Genomic DNA, 22,514 nt, shown 5'->3' on the forward strand with positions numbered 1-22,514 from the left:
TACTAAGTGATGTACATTACTTACGATTTCAGATCATATTTATACTAACTGGACTATCACAAATCTAATTTTTACTAACTCAGCTGTTATTTTGTCCATTACAATGGCTTAATTTTAAAATTAAGCACGACAAATACACCAAAAAATATATTCCCCTGTGGATAAAGCCTTACCGAGTTAGAATAGATCTGATCTGTACCAAGTACAGATCAGATCTATACTAATTAAAAGCGTATTTTTATGTTGCGACTAGTGCATAACTTTATAATTTACTTAGTAAAAAACTGATCTGCAGGGCTCTTTTTGTTCATAACTTCATGCGTAACCTGTGCATAACTCTATATTTAAAATAGACCTTAGTAAAAAGCTGATCCGCAGGTAGATAAAGATCTGATCTTAACCAAGTATAAACCTGATCTGCTTTTTTAAACATTATTCATATAAATCATAATGTTATGTGCTGTTTTTACACCCTTAGCCTTTATTACCTTATATATTTAACCACCTTTAAACTTCTTTATTTATACTAAGCAATATTAAAGGTGTAAAAATATTTTTAGATGTCTTGTTTTTAAAATGCATGTCGTCTTAAATAGTTGTTTACAGCTATTTGAATGGACATTATACTAACTGCCTAACTTTGAGGAAGAAAGTATGTCTATCAACAATAACGCATTAAGTACCTATCGGCTTTTGAAAGCCACAGCTGAAGTTGCTGAAAAATCATTAGAAGGACGTATTCAGCACTACCGTGCCCATCTTAAATCAGAAGAAAAAGAATTAAGAACGTATACACAAAAAGCAGCTGCTGATTTACTAGGTTGTAATAATCGTACTTTAAAAAGACGTCATGATAATGGCGACTTCGATGATTTAAACATAAAACGCGGTGCTAACGGTCACTATGCTTACACATTAGTAAATATTTTTGCTATGGCCGATATTATGGACATTAAACCAGATCATCGTACTGGTGATGACAAACTGCAAGTTATTGTAATTAATTCTCTCAAAGGCGGCTGCGGTAAAACTACCAGTATGGTTAATATAGCGGCAGCGCTTGCAACTACAAATATTAAACGTTATCGCATTGGTATTATAGATTTAGACCCACAAGGCTCTTCTTCAAGCTTTTTTCCTTCAAGTGAGCACGACCCGATTACTGTTGGTGATTTAATGCGTGATTGCATAGATTTAGACGAGGGTGAAACATGGCCTGAATTTGTGTCTAACTCATTTTTACCAACGCATATCCCAAATATTCGTGTATTACCATCGGGTATGGATGACTTTTACTTTGAGCACGAAACGGCAACATTGCTCAAAGATACCTCAAATTATGAGCAAACTCGCCATTACCACAAGTTACTTGAGAAAGTAATTGATCCCGTTAAAGACGAGTTTGATATTATCTTAATTGATACTGCACCTACCCTTAACTTTATGTTTTATAATGCATTAATGGCATCTACTGCGATGCTTATTCCTGTTCATCCGGAAGCTGTAGATTTTGATGCTAATAACAAATATTTAAAACGACTAGGTGAGATTTACCATACAGTTGCAGCACTTGGCCATGAGGGCTGGGACTTTATGCAATTTTTAGTGACCAACTATGTGAAAGGTAATCACTCACAGCGCGATATCGTTAAAGATGTTCGTAGTGCATTTGGCCGCCAAGTAATGAGCTACCCAATCAATCACAGCTCCGCGATTACCGCTAGTTCATCGTCTTTCAACACTATTTTTGATCAAAAAGCATCAGACAGCTTAGCAAGTCGTGAGTCATTAATGCGCGCTCAAGAAAATATTAAAGACGTGGTCGATGAGCTAGAAATGCTTATTCGTTCAAATTGGCAGTCAACTCAATCAACACTCAATACCCCTAAGTAAGGATGTTAAATAAAAATGGCTAAAAAACGTAAAAATGACACCCGCTTAGATCCATTTGCAACTGCTGTAGGTAGCAGTAGTCTTGATGCATTACTAGAACAAGCGAATGCTGGCGATGTAATTAGAATGCCTGCACCGAGCGACCCTGCTCGTCAAATTACGCTTGTTTGTAAAGTGATCGCACATGCTGATATTGAATCTACCACTGGTGTATATGGCAAAAATCGTCGTGTACAGGCACTTCTAAACGAAAAGTCAGTATCAGACATTCTTCCTGCAATTCGTGAGGATGGCCGAAATCAACATCCTGCCCTACTTTGGGATCAAGGTGACAAAAGTTTAGTTCTGGCAGGTTCACGTCGTCGTATGGCCTGTATTTTAGGTAACGCAGATTATTTAGTACTTAGTTCAAGCGATTTTACTGATCAAGATGCAAAAATTTTAGCGGTATCTTCAGATCAATACATTGCTCCTAGTTTATGGGAGCTTGGCCAAGCTTACCAACAAACTAAAAATGAGCTTATTGAGCAAGGTAAAAAAGGATCTTACAGAGAGATTGCCGCGGTAGAAGGTGTATCGCATACTGCAATTGCAGATGCAATTAAAGCTTATGAGCAAATTCCTGCTGATGTCATTGCGCTTTACCCTACTGCTAATCACGTAGGTCGCGAAGTCGCTAAAAAGCTTGTTAGCGCAAAGGAGCGAGACGAAGAGGCGTTTAATCAACTTGTTAGTGCCCTTGCTAGTGATGAAGAGTTAAATGCGATTACAAGCGACGACAAGCGTGCAATGGCGATCACTAAATGCCTAACTTCAGAGCCACAAGTAGTTGTTAAGCGCGAAGCTGTACTAGAAAATAACTTTATATCGGTACAACGCAATTTAAAAAGCGGTGATGTCTCTATCAAAATTGATAATAAAGTGATGACAGACAAACGCTTAGAGCAATTAACTAAGTTATTAAGTGCCTTTAATTAGTTAGTTAAATAATGATCTGTCAGGCATATTTACTTAGTTAAATAGTGATCTGGCAGATTGTTTTGTTAGTAAAAATCTGATCTTTACTAGCCTATTTCCTCTTTAAATAATCATATTCCTTCCTCAAGATCACTTTTTTACTAACTAATCTCCTCTTTTTAGCTACATTCCTTCATTTATTATTATTGTTAGTAAAATCGTGATCTGTAATGCTTACTTTTATGTTTCTAACTATATGTAACTTCTACCATTGCAGTTGTTTTAAATATTATTTTGTAAAATTGGATGCTTATTTTTACTTACAAACCGATTTTTTACTAAGTTATCAGCTCCAACCAGTTTATATCTTGTTAATAGTGCTTTAGCTCAGAGCACATAAGGCATATACTGGCAGGATTATTTTTAAAATTTAATGCTTAGAGTGACATGTCTGCTAACTTATCAAAAAATGATTTAATGGCTATTTTTGAAGAAATTAAAAATGAGCAGGCTACCCAGTTTCCTCTGTCTGAACGCTTTATTAAAAAACTTTTCCGTGAAAATGTTTTAGATAAAGGAAAAGAATATTACAAGAAAGGTCAAATCACTTGGCTAGAACACACCCCTAATTTTTCTGTAGTCGACTCTACTGTACAAGTGGATAATGGATCATCGTTTAACCAACGTATTGAGATCAGTAAAGTACCAACTGGTTATTCTGTTGATACGCATTGTACGTGTAATGCAAAAACTAAATGCCGACACTTAGCTGCTATTTTATTTAAGCTCAAAATAGAGCACTCTGGTGAATATGGCGAAGATTACTTTATTAATGACTGGTTTAGCGAATTAAGCGCACTTAAAAGTGGTGATCAAAACACGCCATCGCAAGTATTATTATTTGTATTAGATATTGAGAATAACAAAGTATTCTTAACACCTAAAATAGCGAATGTTGAGACTAAAAAGAATTACACGCTAGGTCGAAACCTGACCGAGCAGCAGTTAAATAGTTTTGTAACGCCGAGTGACTTACTCGAAAGTGATTTTAGATTATTTAGTTGGATACGCTCACAAAATGCAGTTGGGAGTATTGAGCTAAAAGGCCAGTGGGGTTTTAGTGCCTTACAACAGTTGATAGCTACAGAACGCCTGTTTTTCCAGCGTTCTCGAGTGCCAATTAAAGCGCAATCTGGCCAAGCATTAAGTTTTAGTTGGGAGCAAGATAAAGATCTCTCACAATTAGTTATTAAGCTTGAGCAAACACAAAACTGGGCTTTATTAAAAACAACACCACCTACTTACCTCGATTTAGATCATTTAAAAGCGGGCCGTCTTCGCACCCCATTGAGTGCAGACGAAATAGCACATTTACAAACTATGCCTGCTTTGCATGACGCTAACTTTGATAGAATATATAAGCAGCTTGCCGATAACTTTGGTGCAGGTGTAATACCCCACCCTACTAATTTACAGCCAACATTGCCTAAAATCTCTAGTAATGCTGTTTTAAAAGTAACTATGGGCGATCAAGGTTTATCTCTTTCGTTGTTATTTAAGTATAAAAATAAAAACTATTTAGCAGGTGCTGCACCTGCAAGTACGATTAATAGTGCATTTGAAAATACTGTAACTAACGAGCTAATTAACTTAGGATTTGAATTTTGTAAAGGGGGTTTACAAAGTGAACTGGTATTTACAAAGCAGTCTTCAATCCATTTGCATTGGCTAATATACGAAGTATTCCCTGGCTTTAAGCAACGCGGTTGGCAAGTAAGTGTAAGTAAAGTAACGAGTCCTAATCCGCAGTGTGAAGTTAGTTTACATGTACACCGCGCAGCAGGGCATCAAATGCACTGCAAAGTATTGCTATGTGATGCTAAGGCATCGCTGTTGTTTACTAATACTGACCCGCTATATCAGTCATTAAATCGCCAAAGTGAACTATTTTACTACTATCCGCTTGGTCGTGAATTTGGGGTTATTAATAAGTCAGCAATTAACTTATTAAATGAATTTAAAGAGCGTTTTGAATTTGTAAAAACACGAGACGAATTTAATATTCCGCTTTCGTATTTACCTGAATTAGTAAAGCACACTGCTATAAACGTAGAGCTTCACGACGACTCATTAGAGCTATACTTACAAGAGCTAAATAGTCCCGATAAAGCAATTACTAAGGTTTCATTACATGGCTTAAATGACTCAGTAACACTTCGTGAGTACCAACAGCAAGGTGTTGACTGGCTTAGCTTTTTAAAACGTCACCAATTAGGTGGTATTTTAGCTGATGACATGGGTCTGGGTAAAACCTTGCAAGTTATTGCATTTTTAGCCAGTACATTTAACCGCCCGCAAGCGGGCCCTACACTTATAGTGTGTCCAACTAGTTTGGTGAGTAACTGGAAAAACGAAATTATTAAGTTTGCTAAAAGCTTAAAAGTCACCACTATTTTTGGTTCAAACCGTAACGATCCTTTACAGCACTTAGCGCAAGCGCAGTGTATACTTACTACATATCCACTTTTAAAGCGTGATATTGCATATTATTCGCCATTATATTTTGAAAATATAATCCTCGACGAAGCACAATACATTAAAAACGATACCGCACAGGTTTCGCGATTAGTTAAACGCTTAAATGCCGACTTTAAACTTTGTTTAAGTGGTACTCCAATCGAGAATAATTTACTTGAGCTTAAATCGTTACTCGATTTTGCTATGCCATCGTTACTTGGGTCTCAAGCCCACTTTAAGCAGCACTTTCAAACGCCTATTGAGCGTGAAGCTGATATGGAGAGAGCTGAGCAGTTAAAAGCGTTAATTATGCCTTTTATAATGCGCCGCACTAAAGCACAAGTAGCGCAAGAGCTGCCTGAAAAAACAGAGCTAACTAAAGAGTTTGAGTTTGAGCCTAAGCAAAAAGAAATGTATCAAGGTATTACACGTTCATTAGAAGAGAAGCTAATAGACTTATTTGCCGAACAAGGCGCACAAAAAAGTAAACTTGCATTTTTAGAGGCACTTTTAAAGTTAAGGCAAATTTGTTGCCACCCTAAATTAATAGATCCAGACACTCAAGCAGGCTCCGCTAAGCTTGAATGGTTAACAACACACTTACCGCTTATGTTAAGTCTCGGTCGTAAAATTATTATATTTAGTCAGTTCACATCGGCACTTGATTTAATAGCCCAACGCCTTGAAGAAATAAACATTAACTTTAGTATGCTTACAGGCCAAACGCGCCACCGAGATAAAGTAATCGACGAGTTTACCAGTGGTAAAACATCAGTGTTTTTAATTAGCTTAAAAGCTGGCGGTACAGGCCTTAACCTTACACAAGCCGATACAGTTATTCACTTTGATCCATGGTGGAACCCTGCTGTAGAAAAACAAGCGACTGATAGAGCTTACCGTATTGGCCAAACTAACCCTGTATTTGTGTATAAGCTCATAATGAGTAATTCAATAGAGCAAAAAGTATTTAAAATGCAACAAGACAAACAAGCCCTTGTAGATGCGTTATTTACTGATAAATCAATGAGCTTTACAAAATTTGATGAACAACAAATGTTATCGCTAATTAAAAACTAAATTGATTTAAAAAGTTTTGATCTTTTTATGAACTTAATTAAAAAGCGGACGTCTACAATTATGCTTGTTGGTTAATTGCAGTTAGCACAAGCATCATGTTGATTCCCCATTTAGTTACTAATTTTAGTAATGATTAAGCCAGCCCATTTTGAGTTGGCTTTTTTTATGCCTAAAATTTAGCGTTCGGCACTTATTTTAAAAGTTTTTACTTTTTTATGAACTTAATTTAAAAAATGGCGTCTACTATTATGCTTGTTGATTAATTGCAGTTAATACAAGTTTTCATGTTGATTCCCCCATTTAGTTACTAATTTTAGTAATGATTGAGCCAGCCCATTTTGAGTTGGCTTTTTTTATGCCCAAAATTTAGCGTGTAGCACTTATTTTAAAAGTTTTTATTTTTTTATGAACTTAATTAAAAAAGTGGCGTCTATTATTATGCTTGTTGATTAATTGCAGTTAATACAAGTTTTCATGTTGATTCCCCCCATTTAGTTACTAATTTTAGTAATGATTGAGCCAGCCCATTTTGAGTTGGCTTTTTTTATGCCTAAAATTTAGCGTGTAGCACTTATTTTAAAAGTTTTTATTTTTTTATGAACTTAATTAAAAAAGTGGCGTCTATTATTATGCTTGTTGATTAATTGCAGTTAATACAAGTTTTCATGTTGATTCCCCCCATTTAGTTACTAATTTTAGTAATGATTGAGCCAGCCCATTTTGAGTTGGCTTTTTTTATGCCTAAATTTAGCATTCAATTTTTATTTTAAAAGTTTTGATCTTTTTATGAACTTAATTCAAAGAGCGGCGTCTACTATTATGCTTGTTGATTAATTGCAGTTAATACAGGTTTTATGTTGATTTCCCCCTATTTGATTACTAATTTTAGTAATGATTAAGCCAGTTCATTTTGAACTGGCTTTTTTTATGCGCATAATTTGATTTGTTTAAATCAACCCGAATAAAAATAAATGATCTTTCGTAAATTAATTTGAATTAATTATTTTGTTTTCCGGTCTACTCTAATGCCTGTTGTTATATAGCCTCACCCAGTAATATTAGTTATTTTGGTGATTATGTATTTAAGTTGCAGCTTACTCGGGCACATGTTGATTTTCCCTTTGATTACTTAATTTAGTAATATTTGACCAGCTTATTTTGAGCTGGTTTTTTTATGTCTGTAATTTCTTTGCTCCCCTACTTCTATTGCGTGTTATTGGTTATGATGGCATGTCTCTAAATTTTATAAGTTTATTTTATGCTCACTCAAGTACTCACTAATATTGATTGGCTAAGCGCCGGTGCTGGTGTTGCGTTAGGCGTTGTATTTTACGGCGTTGTATCAACACAGCTTCGCAAAAAGCTACATCTACAAATAAGCGAACAGCAGCAACAGCTTTCCCTATTACAAAATCAATTTGATAATAAAGAGCTGCAATATAGTGCCTTGCAAGAAGATCACGAACTGCTAGAACATACTCACCAAGAACAGCGCGATGAAGCCCAGCATTTTAAAACGCGTTTTAGCGAACAAGAAAAACAAAGCATTCAATACAATCACTTTTGGCGTAAAGCCGAAGGCGAGCTTGCAGCGCTTCGTGAGCAATATAATCAACGCGATGTTGAATATAATAATATGCGCACCACCCTCGAGCAAAAACAACAAAGCTTTACCGAGCAACTCGCGCAAATTGAGCAAAGTAAAAATATGCTCAAAAAAGAATTTGAAAACCTAGCCAATAAGATTCTAGAAGAAAAATCACAAAGCTTTAAAACCTTAAATCAAGAAAGCATTGAACAATTATTAAAACCGGTTCAAGGCGAGCTAAAAGGCTTTAGAGAAAAAATGGAATCAATACATGTTGAAGACATAAAACAACGAACCGCGCTTAAAACCGAGCTATTGCATTTGCAAGCTAAAAGCCAAGCTATAACAGATCAAGCCGACAAGCTCAGCAACGCGCTACAAGGGCAAAAGAAAACCCAAGGTAATTGGGGCGAACTCATGCTCGAAAACGTCTTAGATAGCGCTGGCTTACGTGCTGGCGTTGATTATAAGCGCGAAGTGTCGTTTAACACTGAAGATGGCCGCTTACGCCCTGATGTAGTTGTTTACTTACCACAAGGCCGCCACTTAGTCATTGATGCTAAAACATCATTAAATGCTTATACACGCTATGTGAACGCTGAAAATGAGCTAGATGCTAATCAAGCAATTAAAGAGCATGTAAACGCCGTTACAGCACGTATTAATGAGCTTGCGAGTAAATCGTACGACCGTTTACCAGGGCTTAATTCGCCTGAAGTTGTGGTTATGTTTGTACCAATAGAATCAGCTTTTGTAGAAGCACTTAAATATCAAAGTGATATTTACCAACAAGCAATCGAAAAAAATATACTGGTAGCTACACCTACTACCCTGCTTACTAGTTTAAATATTGTTAAACAGCTTTGGCGTTTTGAAGAGCAAACCAAATACTCAAAAGAGCTGGCAAATCGGGCTGAGCGTTTTTATAACAAGCTCAATGGTTTTTTATTAAGTATGGAAGGCGTAGGTAAGCAGCTTGATAAAGCGAAAGAAAGTTACGACAAAGCGTTCTCGCAATTATACCGCGGTAAAGGTAATTTAATTAAACAAGCATCAGAGTTTAAAGAGCTTGGTGTATCGGTACAAAAAGAGTTACCTAGTGAGAGCGTTGAACGTGCGCAGCTAGAGCTTGATTAGATTTATTAAGTGTTTTCAATTAAGTATGTTAAATAATGTACGTTAGAAACCAGAGGTGTTTATGAATAATAAGATTATAGGTATTGTTTTAATCGTTATAGGTATCGCTTTAATTATGTGGGGATATGACGTTTATGATGCGGCGGCTTCGCAGTTAAGCCGCGCATTTAGTGGTGATACACCAATAGAAGCATGGGCGGGTATTATTGGCGGTGCCATCTGTGTGTTAATTGGCATTAAAAAGCTTAAGTAACATAAATAAAATACAGCTTACTGGGGCTTGTTGACCTCTCAGGATAAAATTTGTTCAATCTAGGGGCTATTTAATCGCGGCGCGAGGTTTGTAATTTAGTGGGCTCGATAACTGCTCCTGCGTTATTCTAATGGCTTACATCCATGTAATAATAAGTAAAAACCGAGCTACAAAGAGTAAATTGCCCCTAGGCAGAACCCTTAGGGCAGCACATGTTTGGCATTTATACTACGTTATCGTCTGTTTATGGGGAATAACCACACTACATAGACTCTGCCTTGCCTAAATACCAAACAGTCGCTGCAAATTTAACCTCAAAAGATAAACAGGCCCTGAATAAGCTGTATTAGTTTATTTGTAATCCATCACTTCTAGTAATCCATTTAATTTACTTTCTGGCAGGCATTCGCCTTTATCCCAATAAGAGTTTAGTAACGCAGTTAAACTGCCAATACGCTGTGACTTTTTCTGCATTTGCTCAATCAAAATGTCAGCTTCTTTTTGTTTTTTTTCTAAACGTTCGATTATTACTGTGTGGTTTAGCTCGCCGTTTTCGTTACGTAATAAAGGTATTTCGTTGAGTGAAAACCCCAAGCTTTGTGAAAATTTAATTAATTGCAGTTTTTCTAAGTTTTGTTGGGTGTAAAGCCTATAACCATTAGCACTGCGAGTGGTTGGTGCTAATAACCCTTTGCTTTCGTAAAAACGAATAGTGCTGGCAGGTATGTTGGTAAGTTTTGCAAGTTCGCCTATTTTCATAACTAATAATAACTCCACTTTACATAAACTTAGTAGGTTGACCTTCAAGCTAACTTTAAGGTTATAGTTGTTTTAATGTCAATTTAATTAGCCAATAATTATGCGCAACCCTGTGTTTACCTCCTTTACCTTGCCAAGTGGTTTAGTATTAAAAAATCGTATTGCCAAAGCCGCTATGGAAGAAAACCTAGCACAAGAGGACCAAACGCCCTCCCAAGCACTTAAAAATGTTTATAGCGCATGGGCTAAAGGCGGTACAGGGCTAATTATTACTGGCAATGTAATGGTTGATCATTTAGCGATGACAGGCCCAGGTGGCCTAGTGCTTGAGCAAAGTACCGATATTACTGCCTTTGCAGAGCTTGCTCGTTTATCAAAGCAAAATAATTGCAAAGTGGTGATGCAAATTAATCACCCTGGTAGGCAAGTATTTAAAAAAATGGGTGGAAAGGCTCTATCAGCGTCAAGTGTTGCACTTAATATGGGTAAGCACTCGCACTTATTTGGCGTACCAAAGGCAATGACGCAAACCGACATTGACGATGTTATTACCCGCTTTACGCAAACTGCACTACAAGCTGAAAAAGCCGGTTTTAATGGCGTACAAATACATGCAGCGCATGGCTATTTACTTGCCCAGTTTTTATCGCCACTTACCAATAAGCGCGACGATAAATGGGGGGGAAGTTTACAAAATAGAGCCCGTTTACTTCTCGAAATAACCCGCAGTATTAAAGCAGCTTGCTCCCCCACCCTTTCGGTTTCGGTAAAGTTAAACTCTGCAGATTTTCAACGTGGTGGGTTTGAACCCAGTGACGCGCAAGTTGTAGTGGATTTATTGAATGAACTCAATGTTGATTTTGTAGAGCTTTCGGGTGGTAGTTACGAAGCCCCTGCCATGCAAGGTAAAACAGGTGACGAACGCACACTTGCCCGCGAAGCATACTTTTTAGAGTTTGCTAAAGCGATTAGCCACCGCTCATCAATTCCAATAATGACCACCGGCGGCATTAGTCGCTTATCTATTGCCAACAACGTGATTGAAAGTGGAGTGGCCCTCGTGGGTATTGCCACTGCGCTTGCATACCAACCAAATTTACCAAACAAATGGCAAAATGAGCCACTGCAACTAGCCGTATTACCCAGTGTTACTTGGCAAGATAAAACCCTTGCAGGGCTTGCCACTATGGCACTGGTAAAAAGGCAAATACGCCGTTTAGGCCAAGGCAAACCTGTAAAAACGAACGCTTCACCAATATTTACTTTAATTAGCGACCAGCTACGTTCGGTTAAATTAACTAAGCGTTACCGCAATCGCTTTGCTAGAGAGATTAACTAAGCTTTGGTATTCACTCTTTTTATGTATTCCGGTTTTGTTTACTAATTTTTACACTTGAATAAATGTAACCATTTTTATGTTGTGTAAATGAGTATTAAGGCGTGCACCAATTTGGAAGTTTGCTTTTTTATCAAGCTATTATAGTGCACTATTTTGTGCATGTTAAAGTACTGTACGAGTAAAGAAAATAATCATTCTAAAATGTTAATTAAAGTGCGCGTTCAGCGTTTGTTAATTTAACCATCTTATTGAAATTATTGATATTTATTGTTTTTCTCCCGCTTGAGTTTGGTTGGTATTTATACTAGTTTATAGCGTAGATATTTAACCTTACTCAAGGAGAATAGTTACATGGTATCTCGCAGAAATTTTATTAAAGCAGGCGCTGCTTTAAGTTTAGGCTCTATTTTTAGTGCTTCAGCTTTGGCTGAACAATTAAAAGTAAAAATGTCTAACGGCAGTGTTATGCAAACTAAAGGAGCAATAGATAAAAGCGCTGCTCTGCCCACAAACGATGTTACTAACGCTAAGCATTACCGGCCTGAATCCAGAATGGGCTTAGGCGGTCTTGCCGCTGGGAATGGCTTTAATACTATATCAAGCGATGCAGAAATTTTAACAATGCTAAATGCAGCATGGGATTCTGGTATTCGTCATTTTGATACGTCACCTTTTTACGGCTTGAGTTTAAGTGAAAGGCGCTTCGGTGATTTACTTCGAAACAAAAAGCGTGAAGATTATGTTTTATCCTCAAAAGTAGGTCGCCTTCTTACTCCTTCAGCAGAGCCTCTAGAAAATAGCTGGCATTGGGCTGATCACTCACCTTTTCATTATAAATATGATTACTCTGCATCAGGTACGCGCCGTTCAATAGAAGACACGTTGCATCGTATTGGAGTAGCTTCACTCGATATTGTTTATATTCACGATTTATCACCGCAAAATAGTGATATGGGAGATGATTGGCTTAAGTATTTTGATCAGGCAGCAAAAGGGGCTATTCCTGAGTTAACTAAAATGCGTGATGAAGGAATAATTAAAGGCTGGGGTTTTGGAGTAAATACACCTCATGCTATTTATAAAGCGCTTGATATGTCAGACCCTGATATTTGCTTACTAGCGCTGCAATATTCAATTTTAGATCATAAGCAGGCACTTGATAAAACCTTTCCTATGCTTGATAAACGAGGTGTTTCAGCAGTCATTGGTGCTCCGCTTAATGGTGGTTTTTTAGCCGGTCGTAACCGCTTTAATTATTCACCTAAAATTCCTGGGCCTATGCAGCAAAAGTTTAATGCAATAAACGACATTGCATCTAAACATGGGATTGATATTAAAACAGCTGCACTGCAATTCGCAGAGGCGCCTTCAACGGTATCCTCAATTATTCCTGGCGCACGCACGGCAGAGCAAATTAAAGCTAATGTAGCCTCAATGAAAGTTACCATACCAAGCGAATTTTGGAGTGAATTGAAATCTAAACAGCTTATTGCAGAAAACGCCCCCATACCCACATAACAAAATAGGTGTGCCATTTGCTTGGCACACCTCGTTATAGCTAATGAGGTTGATTTTCAAGCAACGCTTAGTAGTAAGTACATTGATTGTTGGGCATTTGTATAAGCGCAGCTTGCTGGCGTTTAAAAACGAAGTTTTTAAACTTAGTTATTAGGTAGTCAAAAGCATTATTACGTGCCTATTACATATTACGTGCCTATTACATATTACGTGCCTATTACATATTACGCATATCGGTATCATGCAGCGCTTCATCCAGGTGGTGAGAGCGTGTGGAACATATCGAAAGAGCTAAATATATAAAGTAAAAAGTTACTGTAAACCCCCATTACAGTTAGCCGGTAAATTGTACAAGTAGTAAATTAGCACTACTTAGTCAATTGAGCAGTGCTAATTGGTTTAATTAAAAACCACGTTTACCGTTATTTATTGCCATTGCTCTTTTGCCAAAACGATCTCAATACCCCACAACTTTGCTTTTATAAACTTAAAAATATCAAGCACATTGCGATTTATTAACCCATTTTTTGTAAGGTTGGTACTTATCGTACAACACATTAAAAATATACGTGTATATAAGTATAAAAACTAAAAAGCCAGCTTCTAATGCTGTAGCGGCTAGCCATGTAATATTTAAATACCAAGCAAGTATTGGCAGCGTTATAACCACCATACCCAGCTCAAAGCCACATGCATGCGTAATGCGGGTTACTAAACCTCGCTCGATTCGGTTATGCCCAACTATTTTATCAAACACTATGTTGTAAATGTAATTCCAAAGCATGGCGAAGATTGATAAACCAATACCTACTATTGCCATTTTTCCTGTTGCAAACCCACCAAAATAAGATGATGCAGGTACAACAAAAGATAATGCTATCATCTCAAATATTAGTGCCTGAAAAATACGTTCTGCTGTGTTCATATATAAATAACTTCTTAAGTTGATGACGATGGCTGTATTTTCATTCATTATAAAGATATGTGTTAGTTACTTAGTATCGGGAAAAGCGATATGTTTAGTGTTGAACAGCTTCAAGCATTTGTGGCTACCGTTGAAGCTGGATCGTTTTCAGCTGCTGCGCGCGGTTTAAGTAAAGCGCAGTCGGTAATAAGCCAGCATATTATTAATTTAGAAATAGACTGTAATGCGACATTATTTGAGCGCACAGGGCGCTATCCACAATTAACCGAAGCCGGTAAACAGTTACTACCCCAGGCTAGGGCCGTGCTTAATCAACACCAGCGATTAACAAACTCTGCATTAGCACTAAACGAAAAAACACCAACCGAAATCACTATCGCACTTGACGAAGGGATCCCGTTTAAAACTATCGCGAGTATTATTAGCAAGCTGCAAAGTAAGTATCCTTACGTATCGCTTGAGTTTTTAAGTGCATCCAGCCATGACATAATTGACATGCTAAACAGCGAAAAGCCTATAACGGGTATTATTTTTAGTGAATTAAATATACCGAGTTACTTAGACTATGAATGTATTGGATCAGTAAAATTTGATTTATATGTTGCTAAATCGCACCCTTTAGCGGGGATCAGATGTGAAAATATGGATGGCCTTCGGCTACATCGACAACTTCTTCTTCGTTCTCGCAATACGCAAACAAGTAGCTTTCAGCTAAAAATTAGCCCAGAGATTTGGTATGCCGATAATTACTTTGTATTACTCGAGCTAGCAATACAAGGTAACGGGTGGTGCTTATTACCAAACCATGTAGCTGTAGATGCAGTACAAAGTGGTGAGCTGGTTAAACTTCCTCTTGAGTTTGAAGAAATGGGTTGGTTGGCTAATGTTGATGTATTACAGCATCAGCAACACAGTAATCAAGAGGTGTTTAAAGTACTAAGAAATTTACTACGGAATTTTTTAAAAATTTAGCTTTTTATATAATGCCTGTTAGGCGGTTTACTTTTTATTACGCTAAATCCCAGTAAGGTGTATCGCCATAATAGCCACTTGCAAAATCAACAAACGCACGTACTTTACTGGGTAAAAACTGTCTGTTTGCATACACCATGTAAAGCCCCATTGGCTCGGGTTCATAGTCTTTTAAAATGCGCACTACTTTACCTTGAGCCAGTGCTTCCCCTGCTATAAATGTTGGCTGCATAGCAATACCACCACCCGCAATGGCTGTATTTAGTAGCAAATCACCATTGTTAGCCACAAAGTTACTTTCAAGCTTTAGTTCGCTTTTTAACTCATTAACTCCAAATAGTCGTTTTGTGGGCTCACTGTGGGAATAGCGTAAATAATTATGTGACTGTAAATCTAAAAGCGTTTGTGGCGTGCCATGGCGTTCTAAATAGTCGGGTGATGCAAACACCGCTAGGTGTATAGGTGCAATTTTTTTAGCTATCAATGTTGAGTTTTTTAATACACCAATGCGCAGAGCAATATCAATACCCTGCTCTACTATATCTACATATTGGTCTGTGAGCCGTAAATCTAACTTTAAATTTGGATACTGCTTTTGAAAATCAACCAACAAACCTGCTAAATGCTTAGTACCAAACGACATAGGCGCACTAATACTAAGCACACCCGATACATTTTCGCTTAAGTTGTTTAGTGAGTTTTCCATGTCTTCAATATCAATAACCACCTGCTGACAACGCTGATAATATTGATTTCCAGCCTCTGTAACACTTACTTTTCGCGTTGTACGATGTAATAAACGCGTGCGTAGATTATCTTCCAATGCAGAAATATATTTGCTGACTAACTGCGGCGAAATATCGAGTTTATCGGCCGCTTTTGAAAACGAGCCTTCTTGCACAACGGCTAAAAAGGTCTTCATGGTGGTGAGCTTATCCATTTTTTAACAATGCTTTGTTGATAATGTATAAATAAGTATCATATTTATCGTCAAATTAGAAACTTATATAGTGTTTATAACACGTTTATTTGTTTAAGGTTTTAGTATGACTCAGCCTGCTTTATTTATATCTCACGGCTCGCCAATGATGGCTGTTCAGCAATCGGCTACGTCAGATTTTTTTGCATCATTAGGTCAAACGCTTAGTAAGCCTCGTGCTATTGTGGTGTTTTCTGCCCACTTTGATGAAGAGCACGATATAGTTATTACATCAGGAGATGCGCCGCATACTATTCACGACTTTTATAACTTCCCCAAGCCCCTGTATGAAATTCAATACCCCGCACCAGGAGACCCTAAGCTTGCTAATACTATTAGTGAGTACTTTTACAAAGCGGGGATTAAAACGGTGAAAAATGCAGATCAAGGGTGGGATCATGGTGTGTGGATCCCGCTGCGCTTAATGTACCCAACAGCTAATATTCCCATTGTTCAGGTGTCTATTAACACGCGTTTAGGCGCTCAGGCGATGTATAAATACGGGCAGTTACTTGCACCACTGCGCAGCGATAACGTATTAATTATTGGCTCCGGCGGTATTAGTCACAATCTACGTGAAATATTTAAAAGCCCTGCTACACCTAATCGTGTTCAAATGGTTAATGAGTTTACTCATTGGGTTGAGCAAAAATTAATAGCGCAAAACACCCAAGCGTTACTTAACTATTTAAATGAAGCACCCCATGCTTTATTTAATCACCCTACCCAGGAGCACTTTTTACCTCTTTTTGCAGCGCTTGGAAGTAGTGACGGTAAAGCAAAAAAAATACATGAAGATATAGAAATGGATATTTTAGCACTCGATGCTTATAAGTTTTATTAATTTGAGCGTTCGTTCAAATTAAGTTAAGCTGTAAGCAAGTACTCTAAAACCAACTTAATTTATTTTATTGCGGAGCAAACATGGCAACTACACTTGCATTTGACGTATACGGTACGCTAATAAACACTCACGGCGTACTGTCCTTACTCGACGACATGATTGGCGATAACGCCCAAGCATTTTCAAATACATGGCGCGAAAAGCAATTAGAGTATTCATTTAGACGTGGATTAATGCAAAATTATATTCCCTTTTCGCTATGTACAAAACACGCACTCGATTACGCCTGCTTAGCGCACAAAACCGAGCTAAGTGAAGATCAAAAAGGGCAACTGCTAGAGCTTTATAAAACGCTTCCTGCGTTCGACGATGTAAAAGCAGGCCTTGAGCAATTAAAAGCGAAGGATTACCGTTTGTTTGCATTTTCAAACGGCGCTGCCGACGCAGTTCATACCTTATTAGAAACCGCTGGCATTAGTGAGCTTTTTGAAGGGGTAGTAAGTGCCGACGACGTTAAAACCTTTAAACCAAACCCTGGGGTTTATAGCCACTTTTTACGCGAAACCAATTCAACAGGCGCAAACACGTGGCTTGTATCAAGCAACCCGTTTGATGTAACCGGTGCCATATCGCACGGCATGCGCGCGGCGTGGATTCAACGATCTAAAGACTCAATCTTCGATCCGTGGGAAATACAGCCAAATACTATTGCAACCGATTTACTCGATTTAAAAGCAAAATTAGAAAGCGTTAACTAATTTTCTGTACCCCCTTTTGCTTATGGTATTAAGTGCCGTGGGTGTAAAGGGGGTTTACGTTTTAACTATTTACTCCCGCCTTTATTAGCTCAATTACTGTATTCATACGTTTTGCCAACGGCCTATTTCGATGATGGCACACATAAATAGATTCACTAACCGGACATTCTAAATGATGCGTTTTAATAAGCGCGGGCTTATTGAATGCGCCAACAGCATGAGCAGGTAATACCGTAAAACCCAGTCCTAAGCTTACAGGTTCTAGTATTAAACTAATTTGGTTAGAAAATCCCGTACGTCTTATTTGGTCAATATGCTCAAACTCACTGTAGTTTTCGCTTAGTAGTAGCTGCGCATGATGGCTTGCATCGGGATGAGCAATAAACCCTAGCTCACACAGGGTTTGCCAATTAGGCATGTTTATACCTGCAGGCGTTACAAGTAGTAGTGGCTCTTGGCTTATTTTATGGCTGGTTAGTTCGCTAAATGTTGGAGCTTGAGTTAAAAACCCGATGTCGGCACTATGGTTTGCTACAGCTTGTTCAACACTTACATTGGGCGCAAAGCGGTAATCAATAATCAGCTCTTTATGCTCAGATTGCAGTGCTAATAATTGATTATAAAACTTTAAACCACAACTGCCCGGAGATTGAATCTTTACCGCTCCGCTGTACGGCGAATCATCTTTTAATTGTTGTTCTAAAAACTGCCAATCTTTAAGAAGTAGGCTGCCCTGCTGATACAAGTTTTGGCCCTGAGGGGTAAGCGAAAACTGCTTACCATGGCGCTCAAGTAAAGCGCAGTTAACTTGTTGCTCTAGCTTTTTAATGTGCTGGCTTACACCAGATTGGGTCATATAAAGGCGTTCAGCTGTTTGGGTAAAATGATTTACCTCAACCAAAGTACAAAACGTATTTAACCATGTTGGATTTATCATTACAAAACGTACTCAAAATGATGATTAATGATAATTTTACTTAATGTTGGTCGATTCGTAAACTAACTCCATCAACTAGTCACAAGATAAGTCACAAGTTAAAGAGGAAGCATTATGAGTCATACATATCCACGTAGTTTTTCGCACATTGGTATTTCGGTTCCCGACGTTGAAAAAGCAGTCGAGTTTTACACTAAGGTTATGGGTTGGTACACCATAATGGAACCGACTTTAATTACCGAAGACAAAAGCCCAATCGGCGAAATGTGCACAGAAGTATTTGGCGAAAAGTGGGAAAAATTCAAAATAGCGCACCTATCTACAGGGGATCGTATTGGTGTCGAAATTTTCGAATTTAAAAACCAAGAAAACCCAAAAGACAATTTTGAATATTGGAAAACAGGCATCTTCCATTTTTGTGTTCAAGACCCTGATGTAGAAGGTTTAGCTGAGCGTATTGTAGAAGCTGGCGGTAAAAAACGTATGGAAGCCCCTCGTTATTACTACCCGGGTGAAAAGCCGTATCGCATGATCTACATGGAAGACCCGTTTGGTAACATCCTTGAGATTTACAGCCACAGCTACGAGCTTATTTACAGCGCAGGCGCTTATTAAGCTGTCTTGAACTTAATATTAAACTTAAAAATAAAGGTCGCAGTATTTGTACAGCGACCTTTTTGTACTTTATGTCTCGTCCAGAAATGTGTTTACACACTTAGGACTTATTATGACCAAGTCAAACAATACACCGCTCAAACGAACACAACGAGATTATTCATTAGGCTTTAAATTACAAACTGTTGATGCTGTAGAAAAAGGCGATATGACTTACAAACAAGCCCAAAAAATTTATGGCATACAAGGTCGTTCAACCGTGCTTACTTGGCTAAGAAAACACGGTAAGATGGATTTGACTCGATCACCTAAGAGAACTATGCCTACATCCCCTAAAGCAAAAAAAATCCTGTTCAGAAAATCAAACGCCTCGAACGAGAGCTTGACGATATTACCGATTCTGCTTTTTCGCCTAAGCTAGGTGTTATATACCAAGTGGATGATAACTTATCGTTGTACGGGCAATACGTACGAGGCTTTAAAATACCACCACACGACCAAGCCTATCAAAGCCACGGTGTTGAGCCGTTTTATCAAATATTACCAAACGCCGATTTAGACCCAGAAAGCAGCGACTCATTTGAGCTTGGGCTAAGATACGCCAGCAGCGATATTAGCGTAAACTTAAGTGCTTTTTATGCAGCATTCGATGACTTTATTGAAACTGCAGTAGTGGGTGTTGAGTCAACGTACATTCCTGGCGTAAACAAAACTTTGTATCAATATCAAAATATTAGCGAAACACAAATAAGCGGTGTAGAAGCCGGAATTGCCATGTATGTCGCTGAAAATATACTACTTGAGGCAAACGTAGCCTACGTTGATGGTGAAAATAAAGAAACTGATCAGCCACTTACCAGCATTAGTCCGTTAAATGGCTCAATATTGTTAAGTACAGAGCTGGGTAATATTAACTGGACCGCTGCGTTGCGTTTAGCTAAATCGCAATCGGATGTAGTACTTGATGCAAACGATGATAAAACTACGCAAGGGCATGGTTACGGCGTTGTTGATTTATACGCAAATTACGAATGGCAAGCGTGGCAGTTAAATGTAGGGATACTTAACTTGCTCGATAAAGAATATGTACCTTTTGAGTTGATTGCAGGTCAATCGCAAAGTGCTGATTTTAGCCAATACACCCAACCTGGGCGTAACTTTTCAGCAAGGGTAAGCTATCAGTTTTAATTAGGGCTAAACAAATGGCAATAAACGCTGCATGGGTATGCAGCGTTTGCCTGCCACATATTTACTCAAGTCAAATTACTTAATGGTGAGTATATTCAGGTAAAGGGTTTTTAAATAGCTGGGGGCGTTTTTAAAACATGCCGTTAGTTTACTTGCAAGCGTTGTATTTATTGCGCTGTCGCACTCTAATTCCCCGTTATACTTCCCCCTAGTAAGCGGCACTAAGCTTAACGATTACTTTGTATTTTATGAATTACCAAGCCTTATTGCTGCGTTATTTTAACTAATGAAAATGCATTTTTTGTGTTTTATTTGTCGTTAGCTTTTCAACATATAACTGATTTTAAAAGGTTAGTTTGGTAGTGAAACTGCTTTGGGATTAGCGTATTTATCAAATTTTGTGATTGACGATTTAGGGTTTACTAAAATAACTGTAAAGGGGGTTAACAGTCACTATAGCAAAGGCATAGTAATGATTTACAAGCCATCAAAAGCAGATGGCTGGCTTAATAAACTCATGCACTCTGTGTAAAGTATTTATCAATTTAAGGTAATACAGAGTATTACTTAACAAAGCTGTGGTTAGCTAATATCGGCCACTACGCATCGGTTACGACCATGCTCTTTAGCATGGTATAGCGCCTTATCGGCACATTTATATACTTGGGCAATATCAGTACTATGCTCAGGCCAGGTTGCAATACCTATAGAAATAGTGATTGTTCCAATGGTGTTTATTTCTGTCGATTCTACTGTTTTACGTAAACGCTCTGCTATTTTATAGGCACTTTTGCTGTTTTCATTTGGTAGCACAAGAACAAATTCTTCACCGCCGATTCTTGATACTATGTCGTCTCTTCTTGATAGTTTTTTAATTATATTTGTTAGCGAAACTAAAGTTTCGTCGCCTTTATCATGTCCAAAAGTATCGTTAACACGTTTAAAAAAGTCGATATCAATTTCTAATATAGCGAATGGGGTTTGCTTTAGCATAAGCTGGTTAAGTAGGCCGTTTAAGCTTCTTCTGTTATGCGTATCTGTTAAGGGATCTGTTTGTGAGTCATGGCGTAGCACACCTATTTGTGCTTGTAATAAAGTAACCTCTCTTAACATCGCTAACTTCAGTTTTTGACTTTCAAAATACCACGACTTCACGCTTTCAAGTTTTTCTAAGCTTTTTGGATCATCGAGTGTATTTGCGTTATCGGCTAATCGCTTTAGCGGCCTTGCTATAAAGTGTGCGAATAAACCAATAAAAATAAATGTGACTAATGCCATAGGTATTGTTTGTTCAATGACTTCAATAGTTAATGTATCTAGCGAAGAGAGCGTTGATTCTAATGGTCTTTGCGCCACTATTCCCCATTTAGATAAAGTAATGGGTGCGTAGCCTGCGAGCATCGGCTTATTTAAGCTATTAATAACCGTTGAAGTGCCTATTTCGCCATCTATAACAGCGTCAATCACAGCATTGTTAGCAATAACGTTGCCGATTCTGGCAGGTTCTGGGTGATATAAAATGCGCTTATTTGAGCTAACAACATAAAGGTACGAACCACCTTTGTAGTAATGTTGTTCTAAAAGCTCATTTAAAATATTTTTCTCTTTTAAATAAAGAGAGCCCCCAATATAACCTAAATACTTATCTTCAGAATCAAATAGCGGGTGCGAAATAAAAACAATTAAATTATCAGCTGCCGATAAATAAGGCTCACTAATTAATGGGCGTTTTTCTTTTAGTGCTTCTATTGCTCCCGGAGACTGTATTTGTTGGCCTATTAAACTTTCAAAGTGAGGCGACGTCGCTGCAACTACACCATGTAAATTAATCACAACAGAGTTAAAGCTATCCGTTTGATGATTTAAACGAATGGCTTCATCGTTTAATAATTTGGAGTTATTTGGTGATTGCTCAATAATTTTAGCTGAGTATTCAAGCTGCTGAAGCGCAGACTTTAAAAAGTTATCAGTTGCGGAGGCTAATTTTTGTGCATAGGCTAAATTACTTTTTAGCGTATATGATGTTAACTGCTCTTTTTGAACCTGATAGGTAGAATAAAAACTCCCTATCAATGTGCTCAGTGCTGCAGAGAATGCGAGTAGCAATATAAGAAATCTTAAATTTAAAGCGGGTAGTAATTTATATAGCAAAGCTGCATTCCAAAGCACTCAAATTCAGCGCGTATTATACGAAGTTAGGTATTATACCCGTTTAAGTGTTTTTAATTAAGTTGGTTTGTTCAATTTAGCGACAATGC

17 protein-coding genes and 1 pseudogene are annotated in these 22,514 nt (G+C 37.8%); 13 read left to right on the forward strand and 5 right to left on the reverse strand.

Features of this window, described 5'->3' with window-relative positions; translation table 11 throughout:
- The first annotated feature begins 654 nt into the window (after positions 1-654).
- From GQR39_RS15525 to GQR39_RS15545, 5 genes are all read left to right on the forward strand, one after another.
- Positions 655-1,893, forward strand: coding sequence for an AAA family ATPase (locus GQR39_RS15525; protein ID WP_007583176.1), 1,239 nt, complete (start codon positions 655-657; stop codon positions 1,891-1,893).
- Positions 1,894-1,908: 15 nt separating this feature from the next.
- The gene (locus GQR39_RS15530) at positions 1,909-2,871 is read left to right on the forward strand and encodes a transcriptional regulator (RefSeq protein WP_165736078.1); all 963 of its coding nucleotides are present in this window, start codon (positions 1,909-1,911) and stop codon (positions 2,869-2,871) included.
- A gap of 426 nt (positions 2,872-3,297) precedes the next feature.
- Entirely contained in the window at positions 3,298-6,444 is a 3,147-nt protein-coding gene (locus GQR39_RS15535) for a DEAD/DEAH box helicase (RefSeq protein WP_010552907.1), read from the forward strand.
- Positions 6,445-7,702: 1,258 nt separating this feature from the next.
- Positions 7,703-9,169 carry a DNA recombination protein RmuC gene (gene rmuC / locus GQR39_RS15540; RefSeq protein WP_007583680.1) on the forward strand — a complete coding sequence of 489 codons (1,467 nt, stop codon included), beginning with the start codon at positions 7,703-7,705 and terminating at the stop codon, positions 9,167-9,169.
- Positions 9,170-9,230: 61 nt separating this feature from the next.
- Positions 9,231-9,422, forward strand: a complete 192-nt coding sequence (locus GQR39_RS15545; RefSeq protein ID WP_007583678.1) for a DUF3185 family protein — start codon at positions 9,231-9,233, stop codon at positions 9,420-9,422.
- A 351-nt stretch (positions 9,423-9,773) separates the two neighbouring features.
- On the opposite strand, the gene GQR39_RS15550 is transcribed toward GQR39_RS15545, so the two are convergent.
- Complete coding sequence (locus GQR39_RS15550) at positions 9,774-10,181, reverse strand: MerR family transcriptional regulator (protein ID WP_165736079.1); 408 nt, start codon at positions 10,179-10,181, stop codon at positions 9,774-9,776.
- 100 nt (positions 10,182-10,281) lie between these two features.
- Between GQR39_RS15550 and GQR39_RS15555 the strand changes: the two genes are divergently transcribed.
- Together GQR39_RS15555 and GQR39_RS15560 are read left to right on the forward strand one after the other, a co-directional pair.
- Positions 10,282-11,520, forward strand: a complete 1,239-nt coding sequence (locus GQR39_RS15555; protein ID WP_101163558.1) for an NADH:flavin oxidoreductase/NADH oxidase family protein — start codon at positions 10,282-10,284, stop codon at positions 11,518-11,520.
- A gap of 351 nt (positions 11,521-11,871) precedes the next feature.
- On the forward strand, positions 11,872-13,038 hold the full coding sequence (locus tag GQR39_RS15560; protein WP_165736080.1) for an aldo/keto reductase: 1,167 nt from the start codon (positions 11,872-11,874) through the stop codon (positions 13,036-13,038).
- 496 nt (positions 13,039-13,534) lie between these two features.
- Here GQR39_RS15560 and GQR39_RS15565 read toward each other — a convergent pair whose 3' ends face one another.
- Positions 13,535-13,963 (reverse strand): PACE efflux transporter, encoded by a 429-nt coding sequence (locus tag GQR39_RS15565; protein ID WP_010552903.1) that lies wholly within the window; start codon positions 13,961-13,963, stop codon positions 13,535-13,537.
- A 90-nt stretch (positions 13,964-14,053) separates the two neighbouring features.
- On the opposite strand from GQR39_RS15565, the gene GQR39_RS15570 reads away from it, so the two are divergent.
- Positions 14,054-14,935 carry a LysR family transcriptional regulator gene (locus GQR39_RS15570; RefSeq protein WP_165736081.1) on the forward strand — a complete coding sequence of 294 codons (882 nt, stop codon included), beginning with the start codon at positions 14,054-14,056 and terminating at the stop codon, positions 14,933-14,935.
- A gap of 37 nt (positions 14,936-14,972) precedes the next feature.
- On the opposite strand, the gene GQR39_RS15575 is transcribed toward GQR39_RS15570, so the two are convergent.
- Positions 14,973-15,875 carry a LysR family transcriptional regulator gene (locus GQR39_RS15575; RefSeq protein ID WP_165721998.1) on the reverse strand — a complete coding sequence of 301 codons (903 nt, stop codon included), beginning with the start codon at positions 15,873-15,875 and terminating at the stop codon, positions 14,973-14,975.
- 106 nt (positions 15,876-15,981) lie between these two features.
- On the opposite strand from GQR39_RS15575, the gene GQR39_RS15580 reads away from it, so the two are divergent.
- Positions 15,982-16,758, forward strand: coding sequence for a class III extradiol ring-cleavage dioxygenase (locus GQR39_RS15580; protein ID WP_165721997.1), 777 nt, complete (start codon positions 15,982-15,984; stop codon positions 16,756-16,758).
- 80 nt (positions 16,759-16,838) lie between these two features.
- Entirely contained in the window at positions 16,839-17,516 is a 678-nt protein-coding gene (locus GQR39_RS15585; RefSeq protein ID WP_024591580.1) for a haloacid dehalogenase type II, read from the forward strand.
- Positions 17,517-17,577: 61 nt separating this feature from the next.
- Here the strand turns inward: GQR39_RS15585 and GQR39_RS15590 are convergent, their stop codons facing one another.
- Positions 17,578-18,453, reverse strand: a complete 876-nt coding sequence (locus GQR39_RS15590; RefSeq protein ID WP_010552899.1) for a LysR family transcriptional regulator — start codon at positions 18,451-18,453, stop codon at positions 17,578-17,580.
- Positions 18,454-18,567: 114 nt separating this feature from the next.
- Here GQR39_RS15590 and GQR39_RS15595 point away from each other — a divergent pair, with 114 nt between their 5' ends.
- From GQR39_RS15595 to GQR39_RS15605, 3 genes and pseudogenes are all read left to right on the forward strand, one after another.
- Complete coding sequence (locus GQR39_RS15595) at positions 18,568-19,068, forward strand: lactoylglutathione lyase family protein (RefSeq protein WP_002959229.1); 501 nt, start codon at positions 18,568-18,570, stop codon at positions 19,066-19,068.
- Between the two features lie 112 nt (positions 19,069-19,180).
- Positions 19,181-19,458: pseudogene (locus tag GQR39_RS15600) on the forward strand (IS3 family transposase); the annotation flags it as partial.
- A 45-nt stretch (positions 19,459-19,503) separates the two neighbouring features.
- Positions 19,504-20,256, forward strand: coding sequence for a TonB-dependent receptor (locus GQR39_RS15605; RefSeq protein ID WP_346774500.1), 753 nt, complete (start codon positions 19,504-19,506; stop codon positions 20,254-20,256).
- Positions 20,257-20,838: 582 nt separating this feature from the next.
- Here GQR39_RS15605 and GQR39_RS15610 read toward each other — a convergent pair.
- The gene (locus GQR39_RS15610) at positions 20,839-22,362 is read right to left on the reverse strand and encodes a sensor domain-containing diguanylate cyclase (protein ID WP_165736082.1); all 1,524 of its coding nucleotides are present in this window, start codon (positions 22,360-22,362) and stop codon (positions 20,839-20,841) included.
- Positions 22,363-22,514 lie beyond the last annotated feature (152 nt).

The organism is Pseudoalteromonas sp. C8, from assembly GCF_011378685.1.
GTDB classification, from domain to species: domain Bacteria; phylum Pseudomonadota; class Gammaproteobacteria; order Enterobacterales; family Alteromonadaceae; genus Pseudoalteromonas; species Pseudoalteromonas arctica.

Excerpts from the sequence above, each read along its gene's own strand:
- GQR39_RS15525 (WP_007583176.1), top strand. The coding sequence starts at position 655 with ATGTCTATCAACAATAACGCATTAAGTACCTATCGGCTTTTGAAAGCC.
- GQR39_RS15530 (WP_165736078.1), top strand. The coding sequence starts at position 1,909 with ATGGCTAAAAAACGTAAAAATGACACCCGCTTAGATCCATTTGCAACT.
- GQR39_RS15535 (WP_010552907.1), top strand. The coding sequence starts at position 3,298 with ATGTCTGCTAACTTATCAAAAAATGATTTAATGGCTATTTTTGAAGAA.
- rmuC (WP_007583680.1), top strand. The coding sequence starts at position 7,703 with ATGCTCACTCAAGTACTCACTAATATTGATTGGCTAAGCGCCGGTGCT.
- GQR39_RS15545 (WP_007583678.1), top strand. The coding sequence starts at position 9,231 with ATGAATAATAAGATTATAGGTATTGTTTTAATCGTTATAGGTATCGCT.
- GQR39_RS15550 (WP_165736079.1), bottom strand. The coding sequence starts at position 10,181 with ATGAAAATAGGCGAACTTGCAAAACTTACCAACATACCTGCCAGCACT.
- GQR39_RS15555 (WP_101163558.1), top strand. The coding sequence starts at position 10,282 with ATGCGCAACCCTGTGTTTACCTCCTTTACCTTGCCAAGTGGTTTAGTA.
- GQR39_RS15560 (WP_165736080.1), top strand. The coding sequence starts at position 11,872 with ATGGTATCTCGCAGAAATTTTATTAAAGCAGGCGCTGCTTTAAGTTTA.
- GQR39_RS15565 (WP_010552903.1), bottom strand. The coding sequence starts at position 13,963 with ATGAACACAGCAGAACGTATTTTTCAGGCACTAATATTTGAGATGATA.
- GQR39_RS15570 (WP_165736081.1), top strand. The coding sequence starts at position 14,054 with ATGTTTAGTGTTGAACAGCTTCAAGCATTTGTGGCTACCGTTGAAGCT.
- GQR39_RS15575 (WP_165721998.1), bottom strand. The coding sequence starts at position 15,875 with ATGGATAAGCTCACCACCATGAAGACCTTTTTAGCCGTTGTGCAAGAA.
- GQR39_RS15580 (WP_165721997.1), top strand. The coding sequence starts at position 15,982 with ATGACTCAGCCTGCTTTATTTATATCTCACGGCTCGCCAATGATGGCT.
- GQR39_RS15585 (WP_024591580.1), top strand. The coding sequence starts at position 16,839 with ATGGCAACTACACTTGCATTTGACGTATACGGTACGCTAATAAACACT.
- GQR39_RS15590 (WP_010552899.1), bottom strand. The coding sequence starts at position 18,453 with ATGATAAATCCAACATGGTTAAATACGTTTTGTACTTTGGTTGAGGTA.
- GQR39_RS15595 (WP_002959229.1), top strand. The coding sequence starts at position 18,568 with ATGAGTCATACATATCCACGTAGTTTTTCGCACATTGGTATTTCGGTT.